This window comes from Tepidimonas aquatica, from assembly GCF_007556585.1.
Lineage (GTDB): Bacteria > Pseudomonadota > Gammaproteobacteria > Burkholderiales > Burkholderiaceae_C > Tepidimonas > Tepidimonas aquatica.
The window spans coordinates 1-22843 of record NZ_VJNA01000021.1 but is presented as its reverse complement, the minus strand read 5'-3'; the positions used below and the strand labels follow the sequence as shown (position 1 = coordinate 22843).

Genomic DNA, 22843 nt, shown 5'->3' with positions numbered 1-22843 from the left:
ACCACCATGAACGCCCCCGAGACACCGACGGCGTTGGACGTGGCGCAGGCACCGTTTCGACCGCTGCGCTTTGGTGTGACCCGTGTGCTGGTGCGCGACGGCGCCCCCGGCGTGCACTACCTGCGCGCCGAGCAGCCGTTGCAGCCGTACCCCGAGCGGCTGACCGACCGGCTGCGTCACTGGGCCCAGACGCAGCCCGAGCGCACGCTGCTGGCGCGCCGCCGGCGCCAAGCGCTGGCCGATGGACGCATCGAGCTGGGTGAGTGGGAGCACGTCACGTACGCGCAAGCGTGGCACACCGCACGCAACGTCGCGCAGGCGTTGCTGCAGCGCGGCCTCAGCCCCGAGCGGCCAGTGCTGATCCTGAGCGAGAACAGCCTGGAACACGCGCTGCTGGCGCTGGGCTGCATGGTGGCGGGGGTGCCGTGGGCGCCGGTGTCGCCGGCCTATTCGCTGGTCAGTCAGGACCATGCCAAGCTGCGCCATGTGTGGGCCACGGTCACGCCGGGGCTGGTGTTTGCGCAAGACGCCCGCTACGCCCGCGCCATCGAAGCCGTGGTGCCACCTGAGGTCGAGGTGGTGCTGGCCGAGGGGCAACTGCCCGGCCGCCGCAGCACGCCGTGGGCCGAACTGGCGGCGACCCCGGCCACGGCGGCGGTGGAGGCCGCCATCGCCGCCACCGGGCCGGACACGATCGTCAAGTTTCTTTTCACCAGCGGCTCGACGAAGGCGCCGAAGGCCGTCATCAACACCCAGCGCATGTGGTGCGCCAACCAGCAGCAAATGACGCAGTCGATGCCGGTGCTGGCCGAAGAAGACCTGGTGCTGGTGGACTGGCTGCCGTGGAACCACACGTTTGGCGGCAACCACAACTTCGGCATGGTGCTGTACCACGGCGGCACGCTGTACATCGACGACGGCAAGCCCACGCCGGCGCTGATCCACGAGACGCTGCGCAACCTGCGCGAGATCGCGCCCACCGTGTACTTCAACGTGCCGGTGGGGTTTGAGGCCATCGCCAACGCGATGCAGACCGATGCGGTGCTGCGGCGCAACCTGCTGTCGCGGGTGCGCATGTTCTTTTACGCCGGCGCGGCGCTGGCGCAACCGGTGTGGGACAGCCTGTACGCCAGCGAGGTGCGCGAGCTGGGCATGCGCATCCCGATGACCTCGGGCCTGGGCATGACCGAAACCAGCCCGTTTGCGCTGTTCGTCACCAGCCCCGAGGTGCGCGCCGGCGACCTGGGGCTGCCCACGCCGGGGCTGGAGGTCAAGCTGGTGGACGTGGACGGCAAGACCGAAGTGCGCTACCGCGGCCCCAACGTCGCCCCGGGCTACTGGCGCAACCCCGATGAGACCGCAGCGGCCTTCGACGAAGAAGGGTTTTTCCGCTCCGGCGACGCGGTGGCCTGGATCGACGAGACCGACGTGCACCGCGGGCTGCGCTTCGACGGCCGCATCGCCGAGGATTTCAAGCTCGCCACCGGCACGTTCGTCAGCGTCGGCCCGCTGCGCGCGCGCATCATCGCGGCGGGTGCGCCCTACGTGCAAGACGTGGTCATCACCGGCCTGAACCGACACGACGTCGGCGCCCTGGTGTTCCCCACCGCACGCGTGCGCGAGCTGGCCCCGCTGCCGCCCGAAGCCTCGCTGCACGAGGTGCTGGAGCACCCCGCGGTGCTGGCGCACTTCCAGCGCGTGGTCGACGAGCTGGCGCGTCAGGCCACCGGCAGCGCCAACCGCGTCGCACGGCTGATCCTGCTGGCCGACCCGCCCAGCCTGGACCGCGGCGAAATCACCGACAAAGGCTCGATCAACCAGCGCGCCGTGTTGGCTCACCGCGCCGACACGGTGGACAAGCTCTACGCCGACGCACTGCACCACATCCTCAAACCCTCCATCTGAACCGACCGGCAGCCCCACCATGACGATGACCGACCCCTTGCGCAACCCCCACGGCCTGTTCAACACCTTCGACGGCTGCTGGATCCTCGACGGCGCCCGCACCCCCATGGTGGATTACTGCGGTGCGCTGGGCGGTGTATCCCCGACCGACCTCGGCATCCACGCGGCGCGCGCAGCGCTGGCCCGCGCCGGCGTGGACGCCGGCAACGTGGGCACCGTGCTGGCCGGCAACATGGCCCCGGGCGACAGCTTCCAGTACATGCTGCCGCGCCACATCGGCCTGTACGCCGGTGTGCCGATCGAGGTGCCGGCGCTGATGGTGCAGCGCATCTGCGGCACCGGCTTTGAACTCTTCCGCCAAGCCGGCCTGCACCTGCGCGACGGCATCGACGTGGCGCTGGTGGCCGGCACCGAGAGCATGACGCGCAACCCCATCGCCGCGTTCGAACACCGCACCGGCTTCAAGCTCGGCGCACCGGTCAAGTTCGAGGACTTCATGTGGGAAGCGCTCAAGGACCCGGCCGCCGGCGTCGACATGATCGGCACCGCCGAGAACCTGGCGCGCCGCTACGGCATCACGCGCGCCGAGGTGGACGCCTGGGCGGCACGCTCGTTCGAGCGGGCGCTGGCGGCCCAGGCATCCGGCTACCTGGCTGGGGAAATCGAACCGGTCGTCAGCACGACCTTCGAGCGTGAAGGCTACGCCGCGCGCCGGCTGCAGCTTCCTCCCAAGGTCGAGCGGCTGGAAGCCGACACGCACCCGCGCCCCTCCCCGGTGGAGGCGCTGGCGCGGCTGCGCCCGGTGCACCCGGGCGGCGTGCAAACCGCCGGCAACAGCAGCGCGTTGGTTGACGCCGCCGCGGCGGCCGTGGTGGCCAGCGACGCCTACGCCCGCGACTGGCGCACCCGCAGCGGCCGCGCGCCGCTGGCACGCGTGGTGGCGGCGGCGGTGGTTGGCGTGCCGCCGGAGATCATGGGCATCGGCCCAGCCCCGGCCATCCGGCTGCTGCTGCAGCGCACCGGGCTGACGCTGGACGCCATCGCGCGCTTCGAAATCAACGAAGCCCAAGGCGCGCAGGTGCTGGCCGTGGCGCGCGAACTCGGGCTGGACACCGAGCGGCTCAACGTCCACGGCGGCGCCATCGCGCTGGGCCACCCGCTGGCGGCCACCGGTGTGCGGCTGACGCTGACCTGCGCACGGGCGTTGCGCGCCTGCGGCGGCCGCTGGGGCGTGGCCTCGGCCTGCATCGGCGGTGGCCAGGGCATCGCGCTGCTGCTGGAAAACCCCGACGCCTGAGCGCTGCCCGGGCCTGTGCTTGCCGTTTTATCCGTACGTAGCCCTTTTCGAGGAGTCCCACCTATGCAACCCCTGCAAGGACACACGGCCCTGGTCACCGGCGCCGGCTCCGGTCTCGGCGAAGCCACCGCGCGCGCCCTGGCCGAGCGCGGCGTGCGCGTGGCCGCCATCGACCTGTCGGCAAGTGCCGCGCAACGCGTGGCCGACGAACTCAACCACGCCCACGGCGCCGGCACCGCGCTGGCCCTGGCCGCCGATGTGACCGACCCGGTCGGCCTGCAGACCGCGTTCGAGCAGGCCGCGGCCGCCCTGGGGCCGGCCCGCATCCTGATGCATGTGGCCGGCATCGGCAGCGCGCGGCGCATCGTCGGCAAAGACGGCCAGCCCGCGCCGCTGGAAGATTTCGAGCGCGTCGTGCGCGTCAACCTGATCGGCAGCTACAACGCCGCGCGCCTGTTCGCGGCCGCGTGCGCCAAGCTGCCGCCACTGGCCGACGGCGAACGCGGCGTGATGGTGCTGACCGCCTCGGTGGCGGCGTTCGACGGCCAGGTCGGCCAACAGGCCTACAGCGCCTCCAAAGGCGGCGTGGTCGGCATGACGCTGCCGATGGCGCGCGACCTGGCGCAGCATGGCATCCGCGTTTGCACGATCGCGCCAGGCTTGTTCAACACGCCGCTGATGCGCACCCTGCCCGAGGCGGTGCAGCAGTCGCTGGCGGCCAGCATCCCCTTCCCGCCCCGGCTGGGCAAACCCGAGGAGTTTGCCGAGCTGGCCTGCCACATCGTCACCAACGGCCACCTCAACGGCGAGGTGATCCGGCTGGACGGCGCGCTGCGCCTGCCGCCGCGTTGACCCCCTGGAGCCCGGCATGAGCAGCAAAACCACCGTGTGGGAGGTCGACGTCCTGTTTGGCGACTGCGACCCCGCCGGTATCGTCTTTTTTCCCAACTTCTGCAAGTGGATGGACGCCGCCTCGCTGCACTTCTTCGTGCAGTGTGGCGTGCCGCCGTGGCGCGAACTCGTCAAAACCACCGGCATCATCGGCACGCCCTTGTTGGAAATCCATACGCACTTTTACCGCCCCGCCACCTACGGCGAGCGGCTGCACGTGCACACGCGCGTGCAGGAGTGGCGCGACAAGGTCTTCATCCAGCACCATCAGGTGCGCCGTGGCGACGAGCTGCTGTGCGAAGGGCGCGAAACGCGCGCCTTTTGCATCCGTCACCCGGACGACCCGGGCCGCATCAAAGCCATCCCGATCCCCGCGGACATCCGCGCCCTGTGCGGAGGCTGACCCCCATGAGCCAACCCTACCACCCCGACCCGGACGCCGCCGCGCACCACCTGTTCTCGTGCGCCAGGTGCTGCACGAAGCGGCCACCTTCGTGCACGCGGTGGTGGCGCCGCTCAACCGCGTCGGCGACGAGGTGGGCGCACGCTGGCGCGACGGTGCCGTGACGATGCCGCCCGGCTTTGCCGATGCCTACCGGGCGTTTTGGCAGGCGGGCTGGCCCGCCCTGGCAGCCGCCCCCGAACACGGGGGGCAGGGTTTGCCAGTGGCGCTGTCGTTCGTGCTGTACGAATGGCTCAGCGCCGCCAACCACGCCTGGACCATGGCCCCCGGGCTGCTGCACGGCGCCTACGAGTGCCTGGCCCACCACGGCGACGCGGCGCTGCAGGCACGCTACCTGCCCAAACTCGCCAGCGGGGAGTGGCTGGCCACGATGTGCCTGACCGAGCCCCACGCCGGCAGCGACCTGGGCCTGCTGCGCACCCGGGCCACGCCGTGCGACGGCGACACCTACCGCATCGAGGGCACCAAGCTCTTCATCTCCGGCGGCGAGCATGACCTCACCGACAACATCGTGCACCTGGTGCTGGCGCGGCTGCCCAACGCCCCTGCCGGGGCCAAGGGTCTGACGCTGCTGCTGGCGCCGAAGTGGCTGCCCGACGGGCAGCGCAACGCCATCGTTTGCGAGCGCATCGAAGACAAAATGGGCCTGCACGGCAGCCCCACCTGTGTGCTGCGTTTCGACGGCGCCACCGGTTGGCTGGTCGGCCAACCGCACCAAGGGCTGGCCGCGATGTTCGTGATGATGAATGCCGCACGTCTGCACGTGGCGCTGCAGGGCATCGGCCTGCTGGATGCGGCCTGGCAAAAGGCACACGACTACGCGCAGCAGCGCCAGCAGATGCGCGCGCCACGGCGGCGCGACCCGACCCAGGCAGCCGACCCGATCATCGACCACCCGGCGGTGCAGCGGCTGTTGGACACCCAACGCGCCTGGGTCGACACGGGGCGGGTGCTGGCCTACCACACCGCCCTGCAGCTGGACGTAGCCCACCACCACCCGGACCCTGCCGTGCGCCGCGCCGCCCACACCTGGTGCGCGCTGGCCACGCCGGTGCTCAAGGCCGCCTGGACCGAGCAGGCCTTCCACGGCGCCAGCGATTGCCTGCAGGTGTTCGGCGGCCATGGCTACGTGCGCGAGTGGGGCATCGAGCAGATCGTGCGCGACGTGCGCGTGACGATGATTTACGAGGGTACCAACGAAATCCAGGCGCAAGACCTGCTGCTGCGCAAAACCCTGCCGGACGGCGGCGCGGCGCTGCGCGCCCTGCTGGAGGGGCTGCGCGGCGATCCCCAAGCGGCCGCCACACCCGCGTGGCTCGACGGTTGTCAGCGGCTGCTGGAGCTGCTCGGTGCGCTGGCCGCGGCCAGCGAAGCGCAGCGCTTGGCGTTGTACCCGGTGGCTGGCGACTGGTTGCGCGCCGTCGCCATCACGCTGATGGGGTGGGCGCGGGCTCGCTTGGGCGCCACCGACGCCACTTGGGACGCCGGGGCCGGCGCGGCGTTCGACCGCTGGGTGTGGCCGCAGCAGGGTTGGCACTGCCAGATGGTCGAGCAGGCACTGGCACGGGCCTGATCAGCCCGTGCGCCAGCGGCGCCGCCACTCGGCGTAAATGCGGTCGGCCAAGCGGTAGCTGGCGGCTTGGTGCCGCTGCGTTGCGGCCCGCATCGCCTCGGGGTCTTGCACCGTGTCGGGGTGGCGGCCAATCGCGTCGGGGTACACCGTGCCAGGGTCGGCCAGCCAGGTTTCGATTTTCAGCGGCGTGATCTCGACGTGAAACTGCATGCCCAGGTGCGGCCCCAACGCATACGCCTGCACCGCACAGGCCGACGAGGACGCCAGCACCACCGCGCCCGCCGGCAGCACCACCACCCCGTCGTAGTGCCACTGGTACACGACCGGCCGGGGGTCGTCGCCCAGCCACGCGCGGGCGCTGGCGCTGCCGTCGTGCTCGATCGGCAGCCAGCCTACCTCCGGCTGCGGCAGGCGCGCCACGCGGCCGCCAAAGGCGCGCGCCAGCAGTTGCCCGCCCAGGCAGTGGCCGATGACCGGTATGCCCAGCGCGTCGGCCTCGTGCATCAGCGCTTCGGCGTGGCGCAGCGAGGGACGGTCGTCGTTGGCGCTCCACTCGCCCCCCAACACCGCCAGCGCCCGGTATCCCGCCACCGACGCCGGGTACGCCTGGCCCGCCTCGGCGCAAAACACATCCCAGCGCGCGCCGACGGCATCCAGCCACGTGGCCAGGTAGCCCGGGGTGTCTTCCAGCGTGTGTTGCAGCACCAGCACGTCGGCCGTTTCACCGGCCGCAGGGGGGGTCAGGGTCGCCATGATGGCGCCGATGCTAAGGCGTCACGCCCCGCCCGCGGGGCCACTGCCAACGCCCCCCTGGGTGCCAATCGACACCCTGTGGCCGTCCCTGGCCACCGCACCGCCGGGGCCATCGGCGCGGCGGACGCTGGCGGGTCCGCCGGCACCCAGCATGCCAGCACCGCCTGCAGTAGTCCCGCGACGGTGAAGGGCTTGTACAGGCCGCGGCTCTTGGCCTCGAGCAGCGATTCGGCCTGCTTGCCCGACTGCACGACCAAGGGTGAACTATGGCGGAAAATGCGCACTGTGAACGCCCTACCCGAAAGGCCCCTTCAGGCCGCCCCCGTCGACACGGGTTTTTTGGAGTCGCTCATCGGCTACAACGCCCGCCGCGCCGCACTGGCCATCATCGGCCACGTGCTGCAGCGGCTGCAGCCGTACGGCCTGCGGGTGGTGGAGTTTTCGGTGTTGACGGTGATCGCGCACAACCCCGGCGTCACCTCGCGCCAGGTGTGCGCGGCGCTGGACATCCTGCCGCCCAACCTGGTGGGTCTGTTGCGGCGGCTCGAACAACGGGGACTGATCGAAAAACGCGCCCACCCCGGCGACCGCCGCGCCCAGGGGCTGTACGTCACCGACGCGGGCGCGCACCTGCAGGCGCAGGCACAGCAAGCGGTGGCGGCCGTGGAATGCTCCGACGTCACCCACCTCGACGCCGCCGAGCGAGCCACCTTGATCGCGCTGCTGCGCAAGGTGTACCAAGGCCCGGCAGCGGCATAACACGCCCTGGGGCCGCCGATGCCCGCCCCCCCGACGCTCAGGGCGCCGCGCCCAACGGCGCTGCCACCACGCGCTGGCGCTGCTCCCCCAGCACGCCGCCGCCCAGCGCGACGACATCACCCGGCCGCAGAAACAGCGGCGGCTTGTGGCCCATGCCCACCCCCGGGGGGGTACCGGTCAGGATGACGTCACCGGGCAGCAGGTGCATGAAGCGGCTCAGGTAACTGACCAGGTACGCCACCCCGAACACCATCGTGCGCGTGCTGCCGCGCTGGCGCGGCTGGCCGTTGACGTCCAGCCACAGGTCCACCGCCTGCGGGTCGGGTACCTCGTCGGTGGTGACCAGCCACGGTCCCAGCGGACAGTGGGTCGGGTAGCTCTTGCCTTTGATCCACTGGCCGTCCATTTCGAGTTGGTGGGCGCGCTCCGACACATCGTTGGCCAGACAGTACCCGGCCACGTAGCCCAGCGCGTCGGCCTCGGGCACGTGCCAGGCGCTGCGGCCGATGACGACGGCGAGCTCCACCTCCCAGTCCAGCTTGGCCGCCCCGGGCGGCGCCCACACCTCGTCGTGCGGGCCGGCGATGGCCGCGGTGTGTTTGCTGAACACGATCGGCTGGCGTGGCAAGGGCAGCCCCGCTTCGGCGGCGTGGTCGGCATAATTGAGGCCGATGGCCAGCACGTTGCCGATTTGCCCCACGGGCGGCCCCAACCGCACGGCCGGGTCGACTTCGGGCAAACGCTGCGTGTCCAGCCGCGCCAGCCGGGCCAACGCATCCGGCCCCAGCGTGTGGGGAGTGATGTCGCCCAGCACGCCGCTGAGGTCGCGCCGCACGCCATGGGCGTCGAGCAGGCCGGGGCGTTCGTCGCCGGGCGGGCCATAACGAAAGAGTTTCATCGCCACGTCTCCTGGTCGGTCAGCGCGATTGTGGCACGCCCCTTGAAAGCGGGCCCAGGTGCCCCCAGCTGGCTGACTTGTACGTGACACCTTGTTGGCCTGATCACCCCCATCGAAACACGACACCATGAACGACCACACCACCCCGCGCGCCGAAACCGAAGCCCCCACCGCGGCCGCCGACAGCGGCACCGAAGCCGCGACCGAAAGCCCGGCGGTCGACCTCCAAGCGGAGCTGCAAACGCTGCGCCAGCGCAACGCCGAGCTCAACGAACAACTGCTGCGCGCGCTGGCCGACGCCGACAACACCCGGCGCCGTGCCGAGGAAGAAATCGCCAAGGTGCGCAAGTTCGCCGTCGAGGCCTTTGCCGAAAGCCTGCTGCCCGTGGTGGACAGCCTGGAGGCGGGGCTGAGCGTGCAGGATGCCACGCTGCAGCAAATCCGCGAAGGCACCGAAGCCACGCTGCGCCAACTGCTGGCTGCGCTGCAGCGCCACAAGGTCACCCCGATCGCGCCGGCGGCGGGCGAGCGCTTCGACCCGCACCAGCACCAAGCCATCAGCGCGGTGCCGTCGGACCAGCCCGCCAACACCGTGGTGGCCACGCTGCAAAAGGGCTACCTGATCAACGAACGCGTGCTGCGCCCGGCGCTGGTCACGGTGGCCGCGCCCCAAACCGACGGCAGCGGGGCTTGAAAGTCGGCGCCCCCAGCCCTACATAGGCAACAGTTCAACGATTGCACGGTTGCACACCGTATTTCCATAGGAGCACCAACATGGGCAAGATCATCGGCATCGACCTGGGCACGACCAACTCCTGCGTCGCCGTCATGGAGGGCAACACGCCCAAGGTCATCGAAAACTCCGAGGGCGCGCGCACCACGCCATCGGTCGTGGCCTACCTGGAAGACGGCGAAATCCTGGTCGGCGCCCCGGCCAAGCGCCAGGCCGTCACCAACCCCAAAAACACGCTGTTTGCGGTCAAGCGCTTGATCGGTCGCAAGTTCGAAGAAAAAGAAGTCCAAAAAGACATCGGCCTGATGCCGTACAAGATCGTCAAGGCCGACAACGGCGACGCTTGGGTCGAAGTGCGCGGCCAGAAGCTGGCGCCGCCGCAGGTCAGCGCCGAGGTGCTGCGCAAGATGAAAAAGACCGCCGAGGACTACCTGGGCGAGCCGGTGACCGAGGCCGTCATCACGGTGCCGGCCTACTTCAACGACGCGCAGCGTCAGGCGACCAAGGACGCGGGCCGCATCGCCGGGCTGGAGGTCAAGCGCATCATCAACGAGCCCACCGCGGCGGCGTTGGCGTTCGGGCTGGACAAGGCGGGCAAGGGCGACCGCAAGATCGCCGTCTATGACCTCGGCGGCGGCACGTTCGACATCTCGATCATCGAAATCGCCGACGTCGACGGCGAAAAGCAGTTCGAAGTGCTATCCACCAACGGCGACACCTTCCTGGGCGGCGAAGACTTCGACCAGCGCATCATCGACTACGTCATCACCGAGTTCAAAAAAGAACAAGGCGTTGACCTGTCCAAGGACGTGCTGGCGCTGCAACGCCTCAAGGAAGCGGCCGAAAAAGCCAAGATCGAGCTGTCGTCGAGCCAGCAGACCGAAATCAACCTGCCGTACATCACGGCCGACGCCACCGGGCCGAAGCACCTCAACATCAAGCTGACGCGGGCCAAGCTGGAAAGCCTGGTGGAGGACCTGATCGAGCGCACGATCGAGCCGTGCCGCATCGCCATCAAGGACGCCGGCGTCAAGGTCAGCGACATCGACGACGTCATCCTGGTGGGTGGCATGACGCGCATGCCGAAGGTGCAGGAAAAGGTCAAAGAGTTCTTCGGCAAGGATCCGCGCAAGGACGTCAACCCCGACGAGGCGGTGGCCATCGGCGCGGCCATCCAGGGCTCGGTGCTGTCGGGTGAGCGCACCGACGTGCTGCTGCTGGACGTGACGCCGCTGTCGCTGGGCATCGAGACGATGGGCGGGGTCATGACCAAGATGATCAAGAAAAACACCACGATCCCGACCAAGTACTCGCAGATCTTCTCGACCGCCGAGGACAACCAGCCGGCGGTGACGATCAAGGTCTACCAGGGCGAGCGCGACATCGCTGCGCACAACAAGCTGCTGGGCGAGTTCAACCTGGAGGGCATTCCGCCCGCGCCGCGCGGCGTGCCGCAGATCGAGGTGACCTTCGACATCGACGCCAACGGCATCCTGCACGTGTCGGCGCGCGACAAGGGCACCGGCAAAGAAAACAAGATCACCATCAAGGCCAACTCGGGTCTGACCGAGGAGGAAATCCAGCGCATGGTGAAAGACGCCGAGCTCAACGCCGCCGAGGACAAGAAAAAGGTCGAGCTGGTGCAGGCGCGCAACCAGGCCGACGCGCTGGTCAGCTCGGTGCGCAAGAGCCTCAAGGAATACGGCGACAAGCTCGACGCCGCCGAGCGTGACAAGATCGAGGCGGCGATCAAGGAGGTCGAAGACGCCGTCAAGGGCGACGACAAGGCCGCCATCGAAGCCAAGACCGAAGCGCTGATGAGCGTCAGCCAAAAACTGGGCGAAAAAATGTACGCCGACATGCAAGCGGCCCAGGGTGCCGCCGGCACCCAGGCCGCGGGCGGCGGTGGCAGCGCCAAAGCCAGCGACGACGATGTCGTCGACGCCGAGGTCAAGGAGGTCAAGCGCGACTGAGCGCGCCGCAGCTAGCGTGATCGCCCACCGCCGCGCCGGGTGGCCTGTGCCAGGCCCCGGCGCGGCTTTTGTCCACATCGACACCCTTTGTCCTGCCCATGGCCAAACGCGACTACTACGAGGTGCTGGGGGTACCCCGCAACGCCAGCGAAGACGACATCAAAAAGGCGTACCGCAAGCTGGCGATGAAATACCACCCGGACCGCAACCAGGGTGAGGCCGCCAAGGCCGCCGAAGAAAAGTTCAAGGAAGTCAAAGAGGCCTACGAAATTCTGTCGGACGCCGACAAGCGCGCCGCCTACGACCGCTACGGCCACGCGGGGGTTGACTCCAACATGCGCGCCGGCGGCGCCGACGGCTTTGCCGGGTTCTCCGAAGCCTTTGGCGACATCTTCGGCGACATCTTCGGCGCGCCGCGCGGCGCGCGCGGGCGCCAGGTGTACCGCGGTGCGGACCTGTCGTACGCGCTGGAAATCACGCTGGAAGAAGCCGCACGCGGCAAAGAAACCCAGGTGCGCGTGCCCAGTTGGGAAACCTGCGACACCTGCCACGGCAGCGGCGCCAAGCCCGGCACCAGCGCGCGCACCTGCCCCACCTGCCACGGCAACGGCGTGGTGCAGATGCGGCAAGGTTTCTTCAGCGTGCAGCAGACCTGCCCGCACTGCCACGGCAGCGGCAAGATCATCCCCGAGCCCTGCCCCACCTGCCACGGCGAGGGCCGCGTCAAGCGCCACAAGACGCTGGAGATCAAGATCCCGGCCGGCATCGACGACGGCATGCGCATCCGCTCCAGCGGCAACGGCGAGCCCGGCCGCAACGGCGGCCCGCCCGGCGACCTCTACATCGAGATCCGCATCCGCCGCCACGAAATCTTCGAGCGCGACGGCGACGACCTGCACGTGCAGGTGCCGGTCAGCATCACCACCGCGGCACTCGGCGGCGAGGTCGAGATCCCGACGCTGGACGGCCAGAAGGCCGTCATCGACATCCCCGAGGGCACGCAGACCGGCAAGACGTTCCGCCTGCGCGGCCGCGGCATCAAGGGCGTGCGCTCCAGCTACCCCGGCGACCTGTACGCGCACATCGTCGTGGAAACCCCGGTCAAGCTGACCGAGCACCAGCGCCGCCTGCTGCGCGAACTGGACGAGTCCTTCCGCAAGGGCGGCACCAAGCACAGCCCGCACGAGAAGAGCTGGTTCGAGAAGGCGCGCGATTTTTTCTCGTGAAGGGCAGGCGGTGGCGGCGCTGATCGATGCGCAGCCGACTGCCCGCAAGATGGCCTCAACCGCCCGACTTCGACCTTGAGCCGATTCGGGCGCGCTCGGCAATGTTGACGGACACGGATCGCCGATTCAGAGAGCCACCTGCTGCGCCCAATACGATGGCAGCCGCAGGTGGTATTCGGCCGAGCTGGTGTCGGTGACAAAAAAGCCGTGCAGCCCCTGCCGTCGCACAAAGTCGTACACGGAAAGCAGTGCCTCCTGTGGTGCCGAATACACGATCAGATGGCTGCGCGCGCGCCATGGCCTCAGCGTATCCGGAAAGCGGTAGGCCGCAAACGCCGTCCAGCGATCTTCGAACACCACGATTTCCAACGCCGGATCGAGCCGAAAATAGCCCGGGTCCGGGGTCGTGCCTGAATTCAGCACGATCAAGCCACCCGGCTGCAACCGCCGCCAGCCCGCGATCAAATCGGCGTAATACGCCAGGCCGCTGGCCTGCGCAGCCACTTCATCGACGAACAGATGGCCTACCCCGTAGAGCTGATCCCAGCGCGCCGCCGCATCCAGCACCGTGGCCAGCGGCACGCGGGTGTAGTTGGTGGCGACATAACCCAACACCTGATGGCCACCCTGGCGCGCCTGCGCAATGAAACCCGCCAGTACTTCATCGCGCCGGCTTCCCGGGCCGCTGGCGGCGTTGGCGATGATCCAGTGCGCCGGATCGCGCGGTGTACTGACCGCCGCCCAAAGCGCCGTCTCGCGGAAATACGCCGGCACCAGCAACCGTGGGCGCGCGATCGCTGACGCATCCGCATCATCGCCGCCACCGCCACAGCCGGCCAAACTGCTTGCGGCCAAGCCCAACCCTGTCGCCAGGACATGGCGACGTGTCAGAGCGTTTTCGAAATACCGTTGCGGGCAGCTGCAAGGCCGCTTCCAAAACAGATCCGGCTTTTGTTTGTACCAATTCTTCATGATTTGCTATGGCATTCAGCTATGCTGACTGATTGAGGCGGATGATGAAGAGCGGCACCGCAGCCAGCCCACTACGACCGCTTCAACGCTTCACCCTACGCCGGCGCGTCGCCAAGAGGAGCTTGTCAGCTTTAGGCTGATATGATGATGGGGTTATGTTCTTGAATCTAGGCCGATTCAGCCTCGGAATCCTCGCTCTGCTCGCCCACCTCGGCGGCTGGGCACAGGCGCCGTCGGTGGCGTTGTACTACGGCGAGACCTGGCGGCCCGAGCTGACGGCGTTCGACATCGTCGTGCTGGAACCCGCCTACGGCCACGATCCCCAGCGCCTGCGCGCGCCGGGGATGGAGCCGTTCGCTTACGTCAGCGTAGGGGAGCTGCCCGACCACCACCCCGGCGCCGCGCAAGCGCCAGCCGGGTGCCTCTCGTCGGTGCGCAACCCGCACTGGGGCGCACGGATCTGGAACCACGCCGAGGCGGCGTGCCGCGGATTCTGGATCGAGCAGGTCTTTGCGCCGTTGTGGCAGCGCGGCTGGCGCGGGTTTTTTCTCGACACGCTGGACAGCTACCGGCTCGACCCCCAACTCGACCCCACACGCCAGCAAGCCGCTCTGGCGGAACTCATCCGCGCCATCCGGCAACGCGCCCCTCAAGCGCGCCTGATGCTCAACCGCGGCTTTGAGCTTTTGCCGCAGGTGGCCGACGCGGTGGAGTTGGTGGCGGCGGAATCGCTGCTGCACCGCTTCGACGCCGCCCGCGGCGCTTACAGCCCCACGTCCGAGGCCGACCAGCAGTGGCTGCTGCAGCAGCTGCGCCAGGCGCAGCAGCGCTATGGCAAGCCGGTGGTGGTGATCGACTACGTCGCGCCCGCCGAACGCGCGCAGGCGCGCGAAGTGGCCAAGCGCATCGAGCAGCTGGGCTTCATCCCCTACGTCACCGACGGGCTGTTGCAAGGCGTCGGCGTCGGGCGAGTGGAAAGCCTGCCGCGCACGTTGCTGATCGTGCTGGATCGCCAGCGCCACCCCGATTTGCAAACCACGCCGATGCTGCGCTGGCTCGACATGCCGGCCCAATACTTGGGCTACCGCACCGAAGTGGTAGCGCTGCAGGGCCCCTTTCCGCAAGAGCCGCTCGGCGGACATGTGGCTGGCGTCATCGTGTGGGGCGAGGGCCCGGCGCCCGATCCGGCGGGATTGCACGCCTTTTTGCGCCGCGCGCGGGCCGAAGGGCTGCCGATCCTGGTGCTGAACGAGTGGACGCTGGATCCGCGCGTGCTGGATCCAGCGCTGCGCACGGTGCGCATCGCGGCGCAGACCCCGCTGCAGCACGAGCGGCTCGGCGCTGAAACCCGCCCGCCGGCCCGACTGCCGGGGCCGGCGACGGGCCTGGCCGGCCCCGACCTGCGCCGCTGGGCGTGGGCCGGGACGGGGGCGTTGGTCGGCGCCGCGCCGTGGGGCGGCTTTGCGCTGCAGCCGGCGCTGGTGGATTTCGTGCCAGGTTTCAAGCAGGTGCGTTGGCTGCCCGATCCGTTTGCGCTGCTGACCGAAGCGCTGCGGCTGCCGCCGATGCCGGCGCCGGACGTCACCACCGAAAGCGGGCGGCGGCTGCTGACCATCCACATCGACGGCGACGGCTTCGTCAACCGCGGCGAATGGCCCGAGCGCCCCTTGGCGGGCGAGGTGCTGCGGCGCTTCATTGAGCGCCACCCTTGGCCGCACAGCATGTCGCTGATCGAGGCCGAACTCTCGCCGCAAGGCCCCTACCCGGCCACCGCGGACGAAGCGCAGCGCATCGCGCGCCGCCTGTTCGAGCTGCCGTGGGTGGAAGCGGCCACCCACACCTTCAGCCACCCCTACCGCTGGCAGCCGCTGGAGCAGGCCGCGCGCAACGACGAGGATGTCACCGAGCTGAACTACAACCTGACCATCCCCGGCTACCAGTTCGATCTACGGCGCGAGGTCGAAGGCAGCGTGGCGTTCATCCGCCGTCTGCTGCCGCCGGGCAAGGACGTGCGGCTGCTGTTCTGGTCCGGCGACTGCAACCCGAGCGCCGCCCAAATCGCCCACGTGCGACGCGCCGGCCTGCTCAACCTCAACGGCGGCGACACCCCCAAAAGCCAGCAATGCCCAAGCCTGACCTGCGTGGCCCCGATGGGCATCGTCAAGGAGGGACAGCTGCAGGTCTATGCCCCGCTGGCCAACGAAAACCTCTACACCAACCTGTGGACTGGGCCGTTCTGGGGCTATCAACGCGTTATCGAAACGCTGGAAATGACCGAGCGGCCCCGCCGCCTGAAACCCGCCAGCATCTACTACCACACCTACTCCGCCTCCAAGCCCGCCTCGCTGCAGGCGCTGGAAAAAGTCTATGCGTGGGCGCGCGCGCAGCCGCTGCACCCGCAGCCGGTCAGCGCCTACGTGCGCAAGGTCGAAGATTTTTTTGAGCACGTCGCGGTGGCGCGGCTGGCCGACGGGCGCTGGCTGCTCAAGGGCCGTGGCGATCTGCGCACCGTGCGCCTGCCGCCGGGCAGCCGCCCCGACTGGGCGCGCAGCGCAGGCGTGGCCGGCTACGCCGACCATCCTTCCGGCACGTATGTCCATCTGGCCAGCCTGCCGGCTGAGCTCGCGCTGCGCGAGGCAGCCGGCACCGACGATCCCCCTTATCTGATCAGCGCCAACGCCGCCATCGACCAGCACGAGGCCGTGGCGGCGCAGCGCTGGCGCTGGCGCTTGCAAGGCCACGTCCCCGTGGAAGCCGAATGGCGCGTGCCGGACGGCTGCCGCCTGATCCCTGCCACTTCCGCCACGGTGACCGCATCCGCAGGTCACCGCGTTCGCGTCACGAGCCCCCATGCAACGGTCACCCTGGACATCGACTGCACGCCCCGCTGAGCGTCCGGCGCGCGCCGTGCCGCCTTGGAGCGTCGCGCTGCTGGCGCTCGGGGTGGCGGCAGCGCTGGCGGCGCTGCAGTGGCGGCAACACGCCGGCGGCTCCAGCCATCAGGCTCAGGCGCTCGAACGCCTCGTGCAAGCCGTCGCCCCCGAAGACCCGCGCTCGGATTCAACGGCCCTGATGGCCGAAGCCGAACGCCTCTTGCAGGAACGCCGCTCGGCAGAGGCGCTGGCGCTGCTGACGGCGCTGCAAGCCCAAGGCAGCGTGGAACAGCAAGCGTGGGCCCGGCAGCGCGCTTGGTATGCGCGCTGGCAGCTGTGGCACGCGCAGGGCTGCGCCGACCCCAAAAACAAGGCGGTGGCGTGCGAGGCCGACGCCGGCGCGCTCACCGCCGACGCCTGGCCCCTGCTGCGGGAGCCCGAAACCGCGCTGCCGCCCGCCATGCGCGAGCTGTTGCAACAGTGGCTCTGGCAGCGCGCGCCGCTGGATCAGCTGCGCGCGCAAGCCCAGGCGCTCACCGCCCCCAACCCCGCCTTTGCGCCGCTGCCTGAGATCCTGAGCCGCGCCGCCCAGGCCGCGCTGGCGGCAGGGCTGCATCGGCGCAGCGCGGAGCTGTGGCTCTGGGCCGCCGAGCTCAGCCCGCCCGGCGCGCAGCGGCTGCACGCCTGGGGCCAAGCGTTGCGCGCGCTGGAAAGCGCCGGCCAATGGCCGCTGCTGCTGCGCTGGCTGCAAGACCACGAGGATTGGTTCGCCCACGACCGTCAGAGCTTGCTCGAGGCGGTGCGGCTCAGCCGCGCCGCCGGCCAGCCGAAATTGGCGTTGCGCTACGTCAACAAGCTGCTGGCCCTCACCGAGCGGACGGCCCCCGCGCCGACACCCCAAGCGGCTCGCTTGAGCGACGCCAGCGCCATGCCCGGCTGGGCGCTGGGCCCGCGGCTGTGGGCGTGGCAACGCGCGCAGGCCCACGCAGCCGCATCGGCCGGCGGCTTGCGACGCGTCGTCTGGCCAACCTCGGTAACGGCGCCCTCTGCCCGGCCTGCGCCGCACGTCAAGCCAGCCCTTGACTTGGAAGTAATGGAGCTGGCCTACCAGGTCTTTCTGGAAAACCGCAAGCTCGACGACGCTCTGGCGCTGGCGCAGCGCGTGGCGCAGCAGCGCCCTGACAACCTGCGCTGGCAGCGTCGTCTGGCGCAAGTGGCGGAATGGAACCAGCGCCCCGAACTGGCGCTGGATGCGTGGTGGCAGGTGGCGCGCTTGAGCGACGAACCCGCCGCCTGGGAAGCCGTGCGACGCCTCTCGATCGGCCTGCTGCGCGACGACGCCTACGTCGCCTATCTGCAGCAGCGGCTGCGCCGCCAACCCGCCGAAAGCCCAACCTGGCTGGAGCTGGCCAGCGTGCAGGAGCGGCTCGGCGACCCGGAGTCAGCCTGGCAAACCCTGCAACGCGGCTGGCAACATCAGCCCGATGCGGCGCTGGCGCGCGCTCTGGCCGAATTGGCCGAGCGGCTGGGCCGCGCGCGCGAGGCCCTTGTTTGGTGGAGCCGCAGCGCCGCGCCGCCCTGGCCGGCGGAACTGGCGCTTCGCTTGGCGCTGCTGCACCTGCTGCTGGACGAGCGCGAACAGGCGCTCATGGTGCTGCGTCAAGCGCAGGAACCCCAGGCCGACGCGCCAGAAGCGGACGATTACCGCCGCCTGCGCGCCGAGCTCGCGCTGGAAAGCGGCGACGCCGACGAGGCGAGCCGCCAACTGCGCGTCTTGGCCGAGCGGCCGCAGGCCAGCGCGCAAGACCTGGCCGACTGGGAATACGCCCTCGAAGTGGCCGGGCGCGATCTGGATGCGGCGCAAGCCGCAGCGCTGCTGTGGCACCGCCACCAGCAGGAGGACGCGCTGATCCGCGCCGTCACCCGCTGGCAAAACCACGCTCGGCTGGATGCGGCGCAAACGCTGCTGGCCTCGCTGACCGAGGCGCAGCGCGCCCAGCTGGAGCGCAACCCGCGCTACCTGGTGGCCGCCGGACGCCAGGCATGGCAAACGGGCCAATGGCCCGAGGCGCGCCGCCTCTACGGCCTGGCGCTGCAACGCGCGCCGCAAGACGCCGACATCGTGGAGGCCGCCCTGTGGTTCACGCTCGACACCCAGGACGTGGCCGCGGTGCGCCGCCACTGGAGCCGCCATGGCGCCGTGGTGCAAGACCGGCTGGAGCTGCGCGTGGCGATGGCCCTCACGCTGGGCGACGTGGCCGAAGCGTGGCGCCTGACCGCCCCTACCCTGCGCGAGCGCCGCCACGACCCGCTGTGGCTGACCCAAGCCGCCGACATCCTGCAAGCGCTGGATCGGCACGACGAAGCCTGGCAGCTGCGGCTGCACACCTGGCGCCAGCTGCGCCACCAACCGCTGGCGCCGCAGACCATGCTGCCGATCCTGCGAGCGCGGCTGAGCGCCTTTTTGCAGCCCGGCGACGCTGAGTGGGCCGCGCTGCGCGAGGTGGCCGCGCTGCCCGACACCGCCGCGGCGCGCAGCGTGCTGCTGGCGCAGTGGATCCAGCGCGGCCAGTATTCCGCCGCGCGCGCCTGGATGCTGCGCCGAGTGGCCCCGGGCCTGGCTCAGCCTGGCTGGGCCGAGCTGGCGGTGGCCCTGGCCGAAGACGACCGCGAAACCCTGCAGCGTCTGCTGGACGACCCGCGCCCGCTGCCGCGGCGCGACATCGTGCAAGCCGCCCGACGGCTGGACGAGGCGCAAGCCGCCAAGCTGGCCTCCGAGGGGCTGGAGCGCTACCCCGACGACGACCTGCTGCACGAGCAGTGGGTGGCCCTCACGCGCAGCCAGCGCAACCGCTTCAGCGTCGAGCTGCAACGCACCGAGCGCCTCGCCTGGGACGAGCTGCAAACGCTGCTGCACTGGCAAGCGCTGCTGACGCCGCACCTGCGCTTCAGCGTCACCTTGCAGCGGTTCAACCGCACCTTGCAGCGGCCCGATCTGCTGGGCGCCGCGCCGGATGAGCGGCAGCTCCAGCTGCGTCTGGACGCCGGCGACGCGCGCGAATCCTGGCAGTGGCGCTTGGGCTGGCTGGAAGCGCTGGGCACGCACGCCTCGCTGGGCTTGCGCTGGCAGCGCCGCTGGGATCGCCTGCAGCTTGGCCTGGAAGCCGGCTGGGCCGAGCCGGCCAGCGCCAGCGACAACCTGCGCCTGATCGGACTGCAGGACTGGCTCGGCGCCGACCTGGTCTGGCCGCTGCGGCCCACGCTGGCGCTCAACGTGCGCGCCAGCGCCGCGCGCTGGCGGGCGCAACCTGGCGGGGACACGCTTGGCCGCGGCCAGCGGCTGGACGTGATCCTGAGCTGGCAGGCCGAGGCCAACCCGCACGGCCTGCGCGTCGATCTGGGCTGGAACCGCCAGCGCTACCGCGCCGCCGCCCCCAACGCCCTGCCTGCGCTGCGTGCGCTGCTGCCGACAGGGGCCACGCTGTTTGCGTCGGATGCCTTCGTGCCGCGCAGCCGCACGCAGTGGGCGCTAACCGTCAGCCACGGGCTGACGCTGCAGGCCGAGCCGCGGCGGGGCTGGCTGCCGTATGCGGCGCTGACCTGGTCCACCGACAGCGAACTCGGGGTCGGCCTCGGCGGCCAATTGGGCCTCGCGGGCAGCGTGCTGGGCCACGACCGCGGCCTGATTGGGCTTCAGCTCGACCGCAACCTCGGCGCCAACCCTGGCCTGACTCGCCGCCTGCTGCTGCGCTACCGGGTCGATTGGTGACCCTTGCCTTCAACCCCAACAAACCCAGACGAAGGAACCCGCCATGCGACGACGCTCCCTGATGATCGCCACCGCCGCTGCGCTGGCTTTGAGCGCCTGCTCCACGGTGCAGCGCTCCAGCCGCCCCACGCTGCAGCCCAACGCCGTGTGGGCCGTGGCCCCGTTTGTCAACCACACCGAAACCCCCATGGCCGGCCGTCGTGCGCAGAGCATCGTCACCGAATGGCTGGCCGCGTCCGTGTCGCCGTCGGTGGTCACGCCCCCGGTGGAGTGGCTGGATGAAAGCCTGTTTGAAAAAGGCCAATTGCGCAGCACGCCCGAGCTGTTGCAATGGGCCCAGTCCGCTGGCGCGCGCTACCTGGTCATCGGCCAGGTTTCGGAGTGGCGCTACAAGGTCGGCGTCGATGGCGAGCCGGCCGTGGGCCTGGCGCTGACGGTGCTGGATGTCGGCAGCGGCCAGCGTGTTTACAGCGCCGTCGGCGGCAAGAGCGGCTTTTCGCGCGAATCGCTGGCTGGCGTGGCGCAAAAGCTGGCGCGTGAGCTGCTGGGGCCGCTGGCGCCATGACGGCGTTAGTCTGGCGCGCCAGCCCCACGCTGGCGCAGCGTTGGGATCACGTCCAGCCGCGCCCGTGGGCGCTGATCGAAGCCGTGGCGCTGCCGCTGCTGGCCGGGCTGCTGGCCGTGGGGCTGGGCAGCCCTGGTTGGTTGAGCGGTCAGCCGGGTTTTCCGTGGGCGTGGCTGGCGCCGTGGATCGTCACACTGCGCTACGGCACGCTGGCTGGCGCGCTGGCCGCCGCAGCGCTGACCGCCGTCGGCATGGTATGGCTGGGCGCCAGTTTCGCCCAGGACGACGGATCGGGCTGGGCGGGGGGCTGGATCGTCACCCTGATCCTGGGCGAGTTCGCCGACCGCTGGATCGAGCGGATGCGCCGGCATCAAATTGAGCGCGATTACGCTCAAGATCAGCTGCAGCGCTTGAGCCGGCAGCACTACACCCTGCGCCTGTCGCACGATCGACTTGAACAGGAGCTGCTGCACCAGCCGCTGACGCTGCGCGCGACGCTGGAGCAGCTGCGCCGCCTGGGGCCGGATACCCCCGATGGCGAGGCAGGCCGCCTGCTGCTGCAGCTGCTGGCCGGCTTTGCCAAGGTGCAGCAGGCCACGCTGCACCGGCTCGACGAGGCAGGCCGGCCTGACCCCGCGCCGCTGGCGCACTTGGGCCCGCCGCAGCCCCTCAATCCTGATGACCCGATGGTGACCCAGGCGCTGCGGCGAGGCCGGCTCGCCCACGTGCGCGACGTCGCGGAGCTGGCCGCCTCGCGCTACCGGGTCGTGCTGCCATTCGGGCTCGACGGTCAGGCGGCGCAGTGGCTGCTGGCGGTGCATCACCTGCCGTTTCTGGCGCTGCACGATGGCACGCTGGTGGCGCTGCAGGTGCTGTGCGACGACTTCGCCGCGTTGCGCCAAGCGCGTCTGAGCACGGCCGACGTGCTGCGCCGGCAGCTTGGCTGCGCCGCGGATTTCGCACTGGAGCTGCAGCGGCTGCATCGGCTGCAGCAGCGCTGGGGCCTTTCTTCGACGCTGGGCGTGCTGCAAGCCCGGGACGCGGCGGCTGCCAACTGGCTGCCGCGGATTGCAGCGCAACTGCGCTCGCTCGACCTCAGCTGCGAGCCGGCTCCAGGTCGTCTGCTGGTGTTGTTGCCGCTGACGCACGGAGCAGGCAGCGAAGGCTTTTTTCAACGCTTGGAGCAGTGGCTGCAACAACAAGGAGGGGGCGGCTTGTCTGAGGCAGGCTTGCGCTGGCGCGTGCGCACGCTGGATGCGCCGCCGGCTGAGCTGCTGCGCTGGGGCACGGAGGGCCCATGAGACGGCTGCCGCGAGGCGCGCTGGCGGCGCTGGCCGGTGTGCTCGGCATCGGCCTGGAACTGGCAGCGCTGGCGACCTGGTTTGCGAAGGGGCTGGATCGGGCATCGCTGCCCGCGTTCTGGGCCGCGCACACGGCAGCCAGCGCGTTGCTGGCCGCTGCTCTGGCACTGGGCTTGGCCCGCAAGCGCACGCAACGTCGCCCGGCAGGGGTGGCGCTGGTTGGTACGCTGTTGATGGCCTGGCCGGTGCTGGGCTGGGCGCTGTTGCCGCTGGCGCTAGGGCGAATGCGCCGCCTGCAGCCCCGCCCGCCACGCCAACGCTTCGGCGAAGTGCGCTTGCCGCCGCTGGAGCGCATCGAACCCAGGCGCTTGGCGCGCCGCGTGGCGGGGCTTGGAGCGCAGGTGGCGCGCGGCTCTGCGCCGCTGCCGTTGCAGCAGCAAGTGCTGACCCTGCTGACGCAGCGCCCCTCCGCCGCCGGCAACCAAACCCTGGCTGCGCTGCGCGAAACCGGCCAGCTGGAGGATGTGCGGCTGCTGGCCTACGGCGTGCTCGACCGCCAGCAGCAGCGCCTGCAGAACTGGATTGCGCAAGCGCGCGCAGCGCTGCCCGCCGCCGCCGACCCGGCGCGGCTGTGGGCGCTGCTGGCCGAGCTGCACTGGGAGCTGGCGCACCAAGGGCTCGCCAGCGATGACCTGCGCGAGCACGCGCTGCAGCAGACCCTGCACTGGCTGCAGGCGCTGCAACAGCGGCAAGGCGAACTCGCGCCTAGGGCCTGTTAACACTATCGCAACGATTCGACGATCAGTGCGAAGTGGATGAAGGCCGCGAACATGACGTCGAGCTTGTCGAAGCGGCTGAAGATGCGGCGGAACCCTTTCAGACGGCGGAACAG

General features: G+C 70.1%; 17 protein-coding genes and 1 pseudogene. 14 read left to right on the top strand and 4 right to left on the bottom strand.

The annotated features are described in order from the left end of the window. Positions 1 to 6 precede the first annotated feature (6 nt). The 5 genes from Taqua_RS08850 (at position 7) to Taqua_RS08830 (ending at position 6129) form a co-directional block, all read left to right on the top strand. On the top strand, positions 7 to 1905 hold the full coding sequence (locus Taqua_RS08850; protein ID WP_144326322.1) for a feruloyl-CoA synthase: 1899 nt from the start codon (positions 7 to 9) through the stop codon (positions 1903 to 1905). A gap of 19 nt (positions 1906 to 1924) precedes the next feature. Beyond that, positions 1925 to 3202, top strand: coding sequence for a thiolase family protein (locus tag Taqua_RS08845; protein ID WP_425472591.1), 1278 nt, complete (start codon positions 1925 to 1927; stop codon positions 3200 to 3202). A gap of 63 nt (positions 3203 to 3265) precedes the next feature. Further along, positions 3266 to 4054, top strand: coding sequence for an SDR family NAD(P)-dependent oxidoreductase (locus Taqua_RS08840; RefSeq protein ID WP_144326321.1), 789 nt, complete (start codon positions 3266 to 3268; stop codon positions 4052 to 4054). Between the two features lie 16 nt (positions 4055 to 4070). Then, positions 4071 to 4496, top strand: coding sequence for an acyl-CoA thioesterase (locus Taqua_RS08835; protein WP_144326320.1), 426 nt, complete (start codon positions 4071 to 4073; stop codon positions 4494 to 4496). Between the two features lie 58 nt (positions 4497 to 4554). After that, the gene (locus Taqua_RS08830; RefSeq protein ID WP_144326319.1) at positions 4555 to 6129 is read left to right on the top strand and encodes an acyl-CoA dehydrogenase family protein; all 1575 of its coding nucleotides are present in this window, start codon (positions 4555 to 4557) and stop codon (positions 6127 to 6129) included. Here Taqua_RS08830 and Taqua_RS08825 read toward each other — a convergent pair whose 3' ends face one another. Continuing rightward, positions 6130 to 6882, bottom strand: coding sequence for a type 1 glutamine amidotransferase (locus Taqua_RS08825; RefSeq protein WP_144326318.1), 753 nt, complete (start codon positions 6880 to 6882; stop codon positions 6130 to 6132). Positions 6883 to 7158: 276 nt separating this feature from the next. Between Taqua_RS08825 and Taqua_RS08820 the strand changes: the two genes are divergently transcribed. After that, complete coding sequence (locus Taqua_RS08820) at positions 7159 to 7641, top strand: MarR family winged helix-turn-helix transcriptional regulator (protein ID WP_144326317.1); 483 nt, start codon at positions 7159 to 7161, stop codon at positions 7639 to 7641. A 37-nt stretch (positions 7642 to 7678) separates the two neighbouring features. Here the strand turns inward: Taqua_RS08820 and Taqua_RS08815 are convergent, their stop codons facing one another. Then, positions 7679 to 8539 (bottom strand): fumarylacetoacetate hydrolase family protein, encoded by an 861-nt coding sequence (locus tag Taqua_RS08815; RefSeq protein ID WP_144326316.1) that lies wholly within the window; start codon positions 8537 to 8539, stop codon positions 7679 to 7681. 127 nt (positions 8540 to 8666) lie between these two features. Here Taqua_RS08815 and grpE point away from each other — a divergent pair, with 127 nt between their 5' ends. The 3 genes from grpE (at position 8667) to dnaJ (ending at position 12471) form a co-directional block, all read left to right on the top strand. Continuing rightward, positions 8667 to 9233 (top strand): nucleotide exchange factor GrpE, encoded by a 567-nt coding sequence (grpE, locus tag Taqua_RS08810; RefSeq protein ID WP_144326315.1) that lies wholly within the window; start codon positions 8667 to 8669, stop codon positions 9231 to 9233. 80 nt (positions 9234 to 9313) lie between these two features. Continuing rightward, positions 9314 to 11245 carry a molecular chaperone DnaK gene (gene dnaK, locus Taqua_RS08805; RefSeq protein ID WP_144326314.1) on the top strand — a complete coding sequence of 644 codons (1932 nt, stop codon included), beginning with the start codon at positions 9314 to 9316 and terminating at the stop codon, positions 11243 to 11245. Positions 11246 to 11343: 98 nt separating this feature from the next. Then, entirely contained in the window at positions 11344 to 12471 is a 1128-nt protein-coding gene (dnaJ, locus tag Taqua_RS08800) for a molecular chaperone DnaJ (RefSeq protein ID WP_144326313.1), read from the top strand. A gap of 126 nt (positions 12472 to 12597) precedes the next feature. Here dnaJ and Taqua_RS08795 read toward each other — a convergent pair whose 3' ends face one another. Next, on the bottom strand, positions 12598 to 13326 hold the full coding sequence (locus Taqua_RS08795; RefSeq protein ID WP_185969596.1) for a spherulation-specific family 4 protein: 729 nt from the start codon (positions 13324 to 13326) through the stop codon (positions 12598 to 12600). A 272-nt stretch (positions 13327 to 13598) separates the two neighbouring features. On the opposite strand from Taqua_RS08795, the gene Taqua_RS08790 reads away from it, so the two are divergent. The 5 genes from Taqua_RS08790 to Taqua_RS08770 are packed head-to-tail and all read left to right on the top strand — an operon-like array spanning position 13599 to position 22730. Then, entirely contained in the window at positions 13599 to 16334 is a 2736-nt protein-coding gene (locus Taqua_RS08790) for an endo alpha-1,4 polygalactosaminidase (protein ID WP_144326312.1), read from the top strand. After that, the gene (locus Taqua_RS08785) at positions 16294 to 20085 is read left to right on the top strand and encodes a tetratricopeptide repeat protein (protein ID WP_144326311.1); all 3792 of its coding nucleotides are present in this window, start codon (positions 16294 to 16296) and stop codon (positions 20083 to 20085) included. Before Taqua_RS08790 ends, Taqua_RS08785 begins: the two co-directional genes overlap by 41 nt. 43 nt (positions 20086 to 20128) lie before the next feature. Further along, positions 20129 to 20650: a penicillin-binding protein activator LpoB gene (locus Taqua_RS08780; RefSeq protein ID WP_144326310.1), complete on the top strand. Its 522-nt coding sequence runs from the start codon at positions 20129 to 20131 to the stop codon at positions 20648 to 20650. Then, positions 20647 to 21951, top strand: coding sequence for a PelD GGDEF domain-containing protein (locus Taqua_RS08775; RefSeq protein ID WP_144326309.1), 1305 nt, complete (start codon positions 20647 to 20649; stop codon positions 21949 to 21951). The genes Taqua_RS08780 and Taqua_RS08775 overlap by 4 nt, the downstream gene beginning before the upstream one ends. Continuing rightward, positions 21948 to 22730 (top strand): hypothetical protein, encoded by a 783-nt coding sequence (locus Taqua_RS08770; RefSeq protein ID WP_144326308.1) that lies wholly within the window; start codon positions 21948 to 21950, stop codon positions 22728 to 22730. Before Taqua_RS08775 ends, Taqua_RS08770 begins: the two co-directional genes overlap by 4 nt. A gap of 2 nt (positions 22731 to 22732) precedes the next feature. On the opposite strand, the pseudogene Taqua_RS08765 reads toward Taqua_RS08770, so the two are convergent. After that, positions 22733 to 22843, bottom strand: a pseudogene (locus Taqua_RS08765) (IS5-like element ISCARN85 family transposase); the annotation flags it as partial.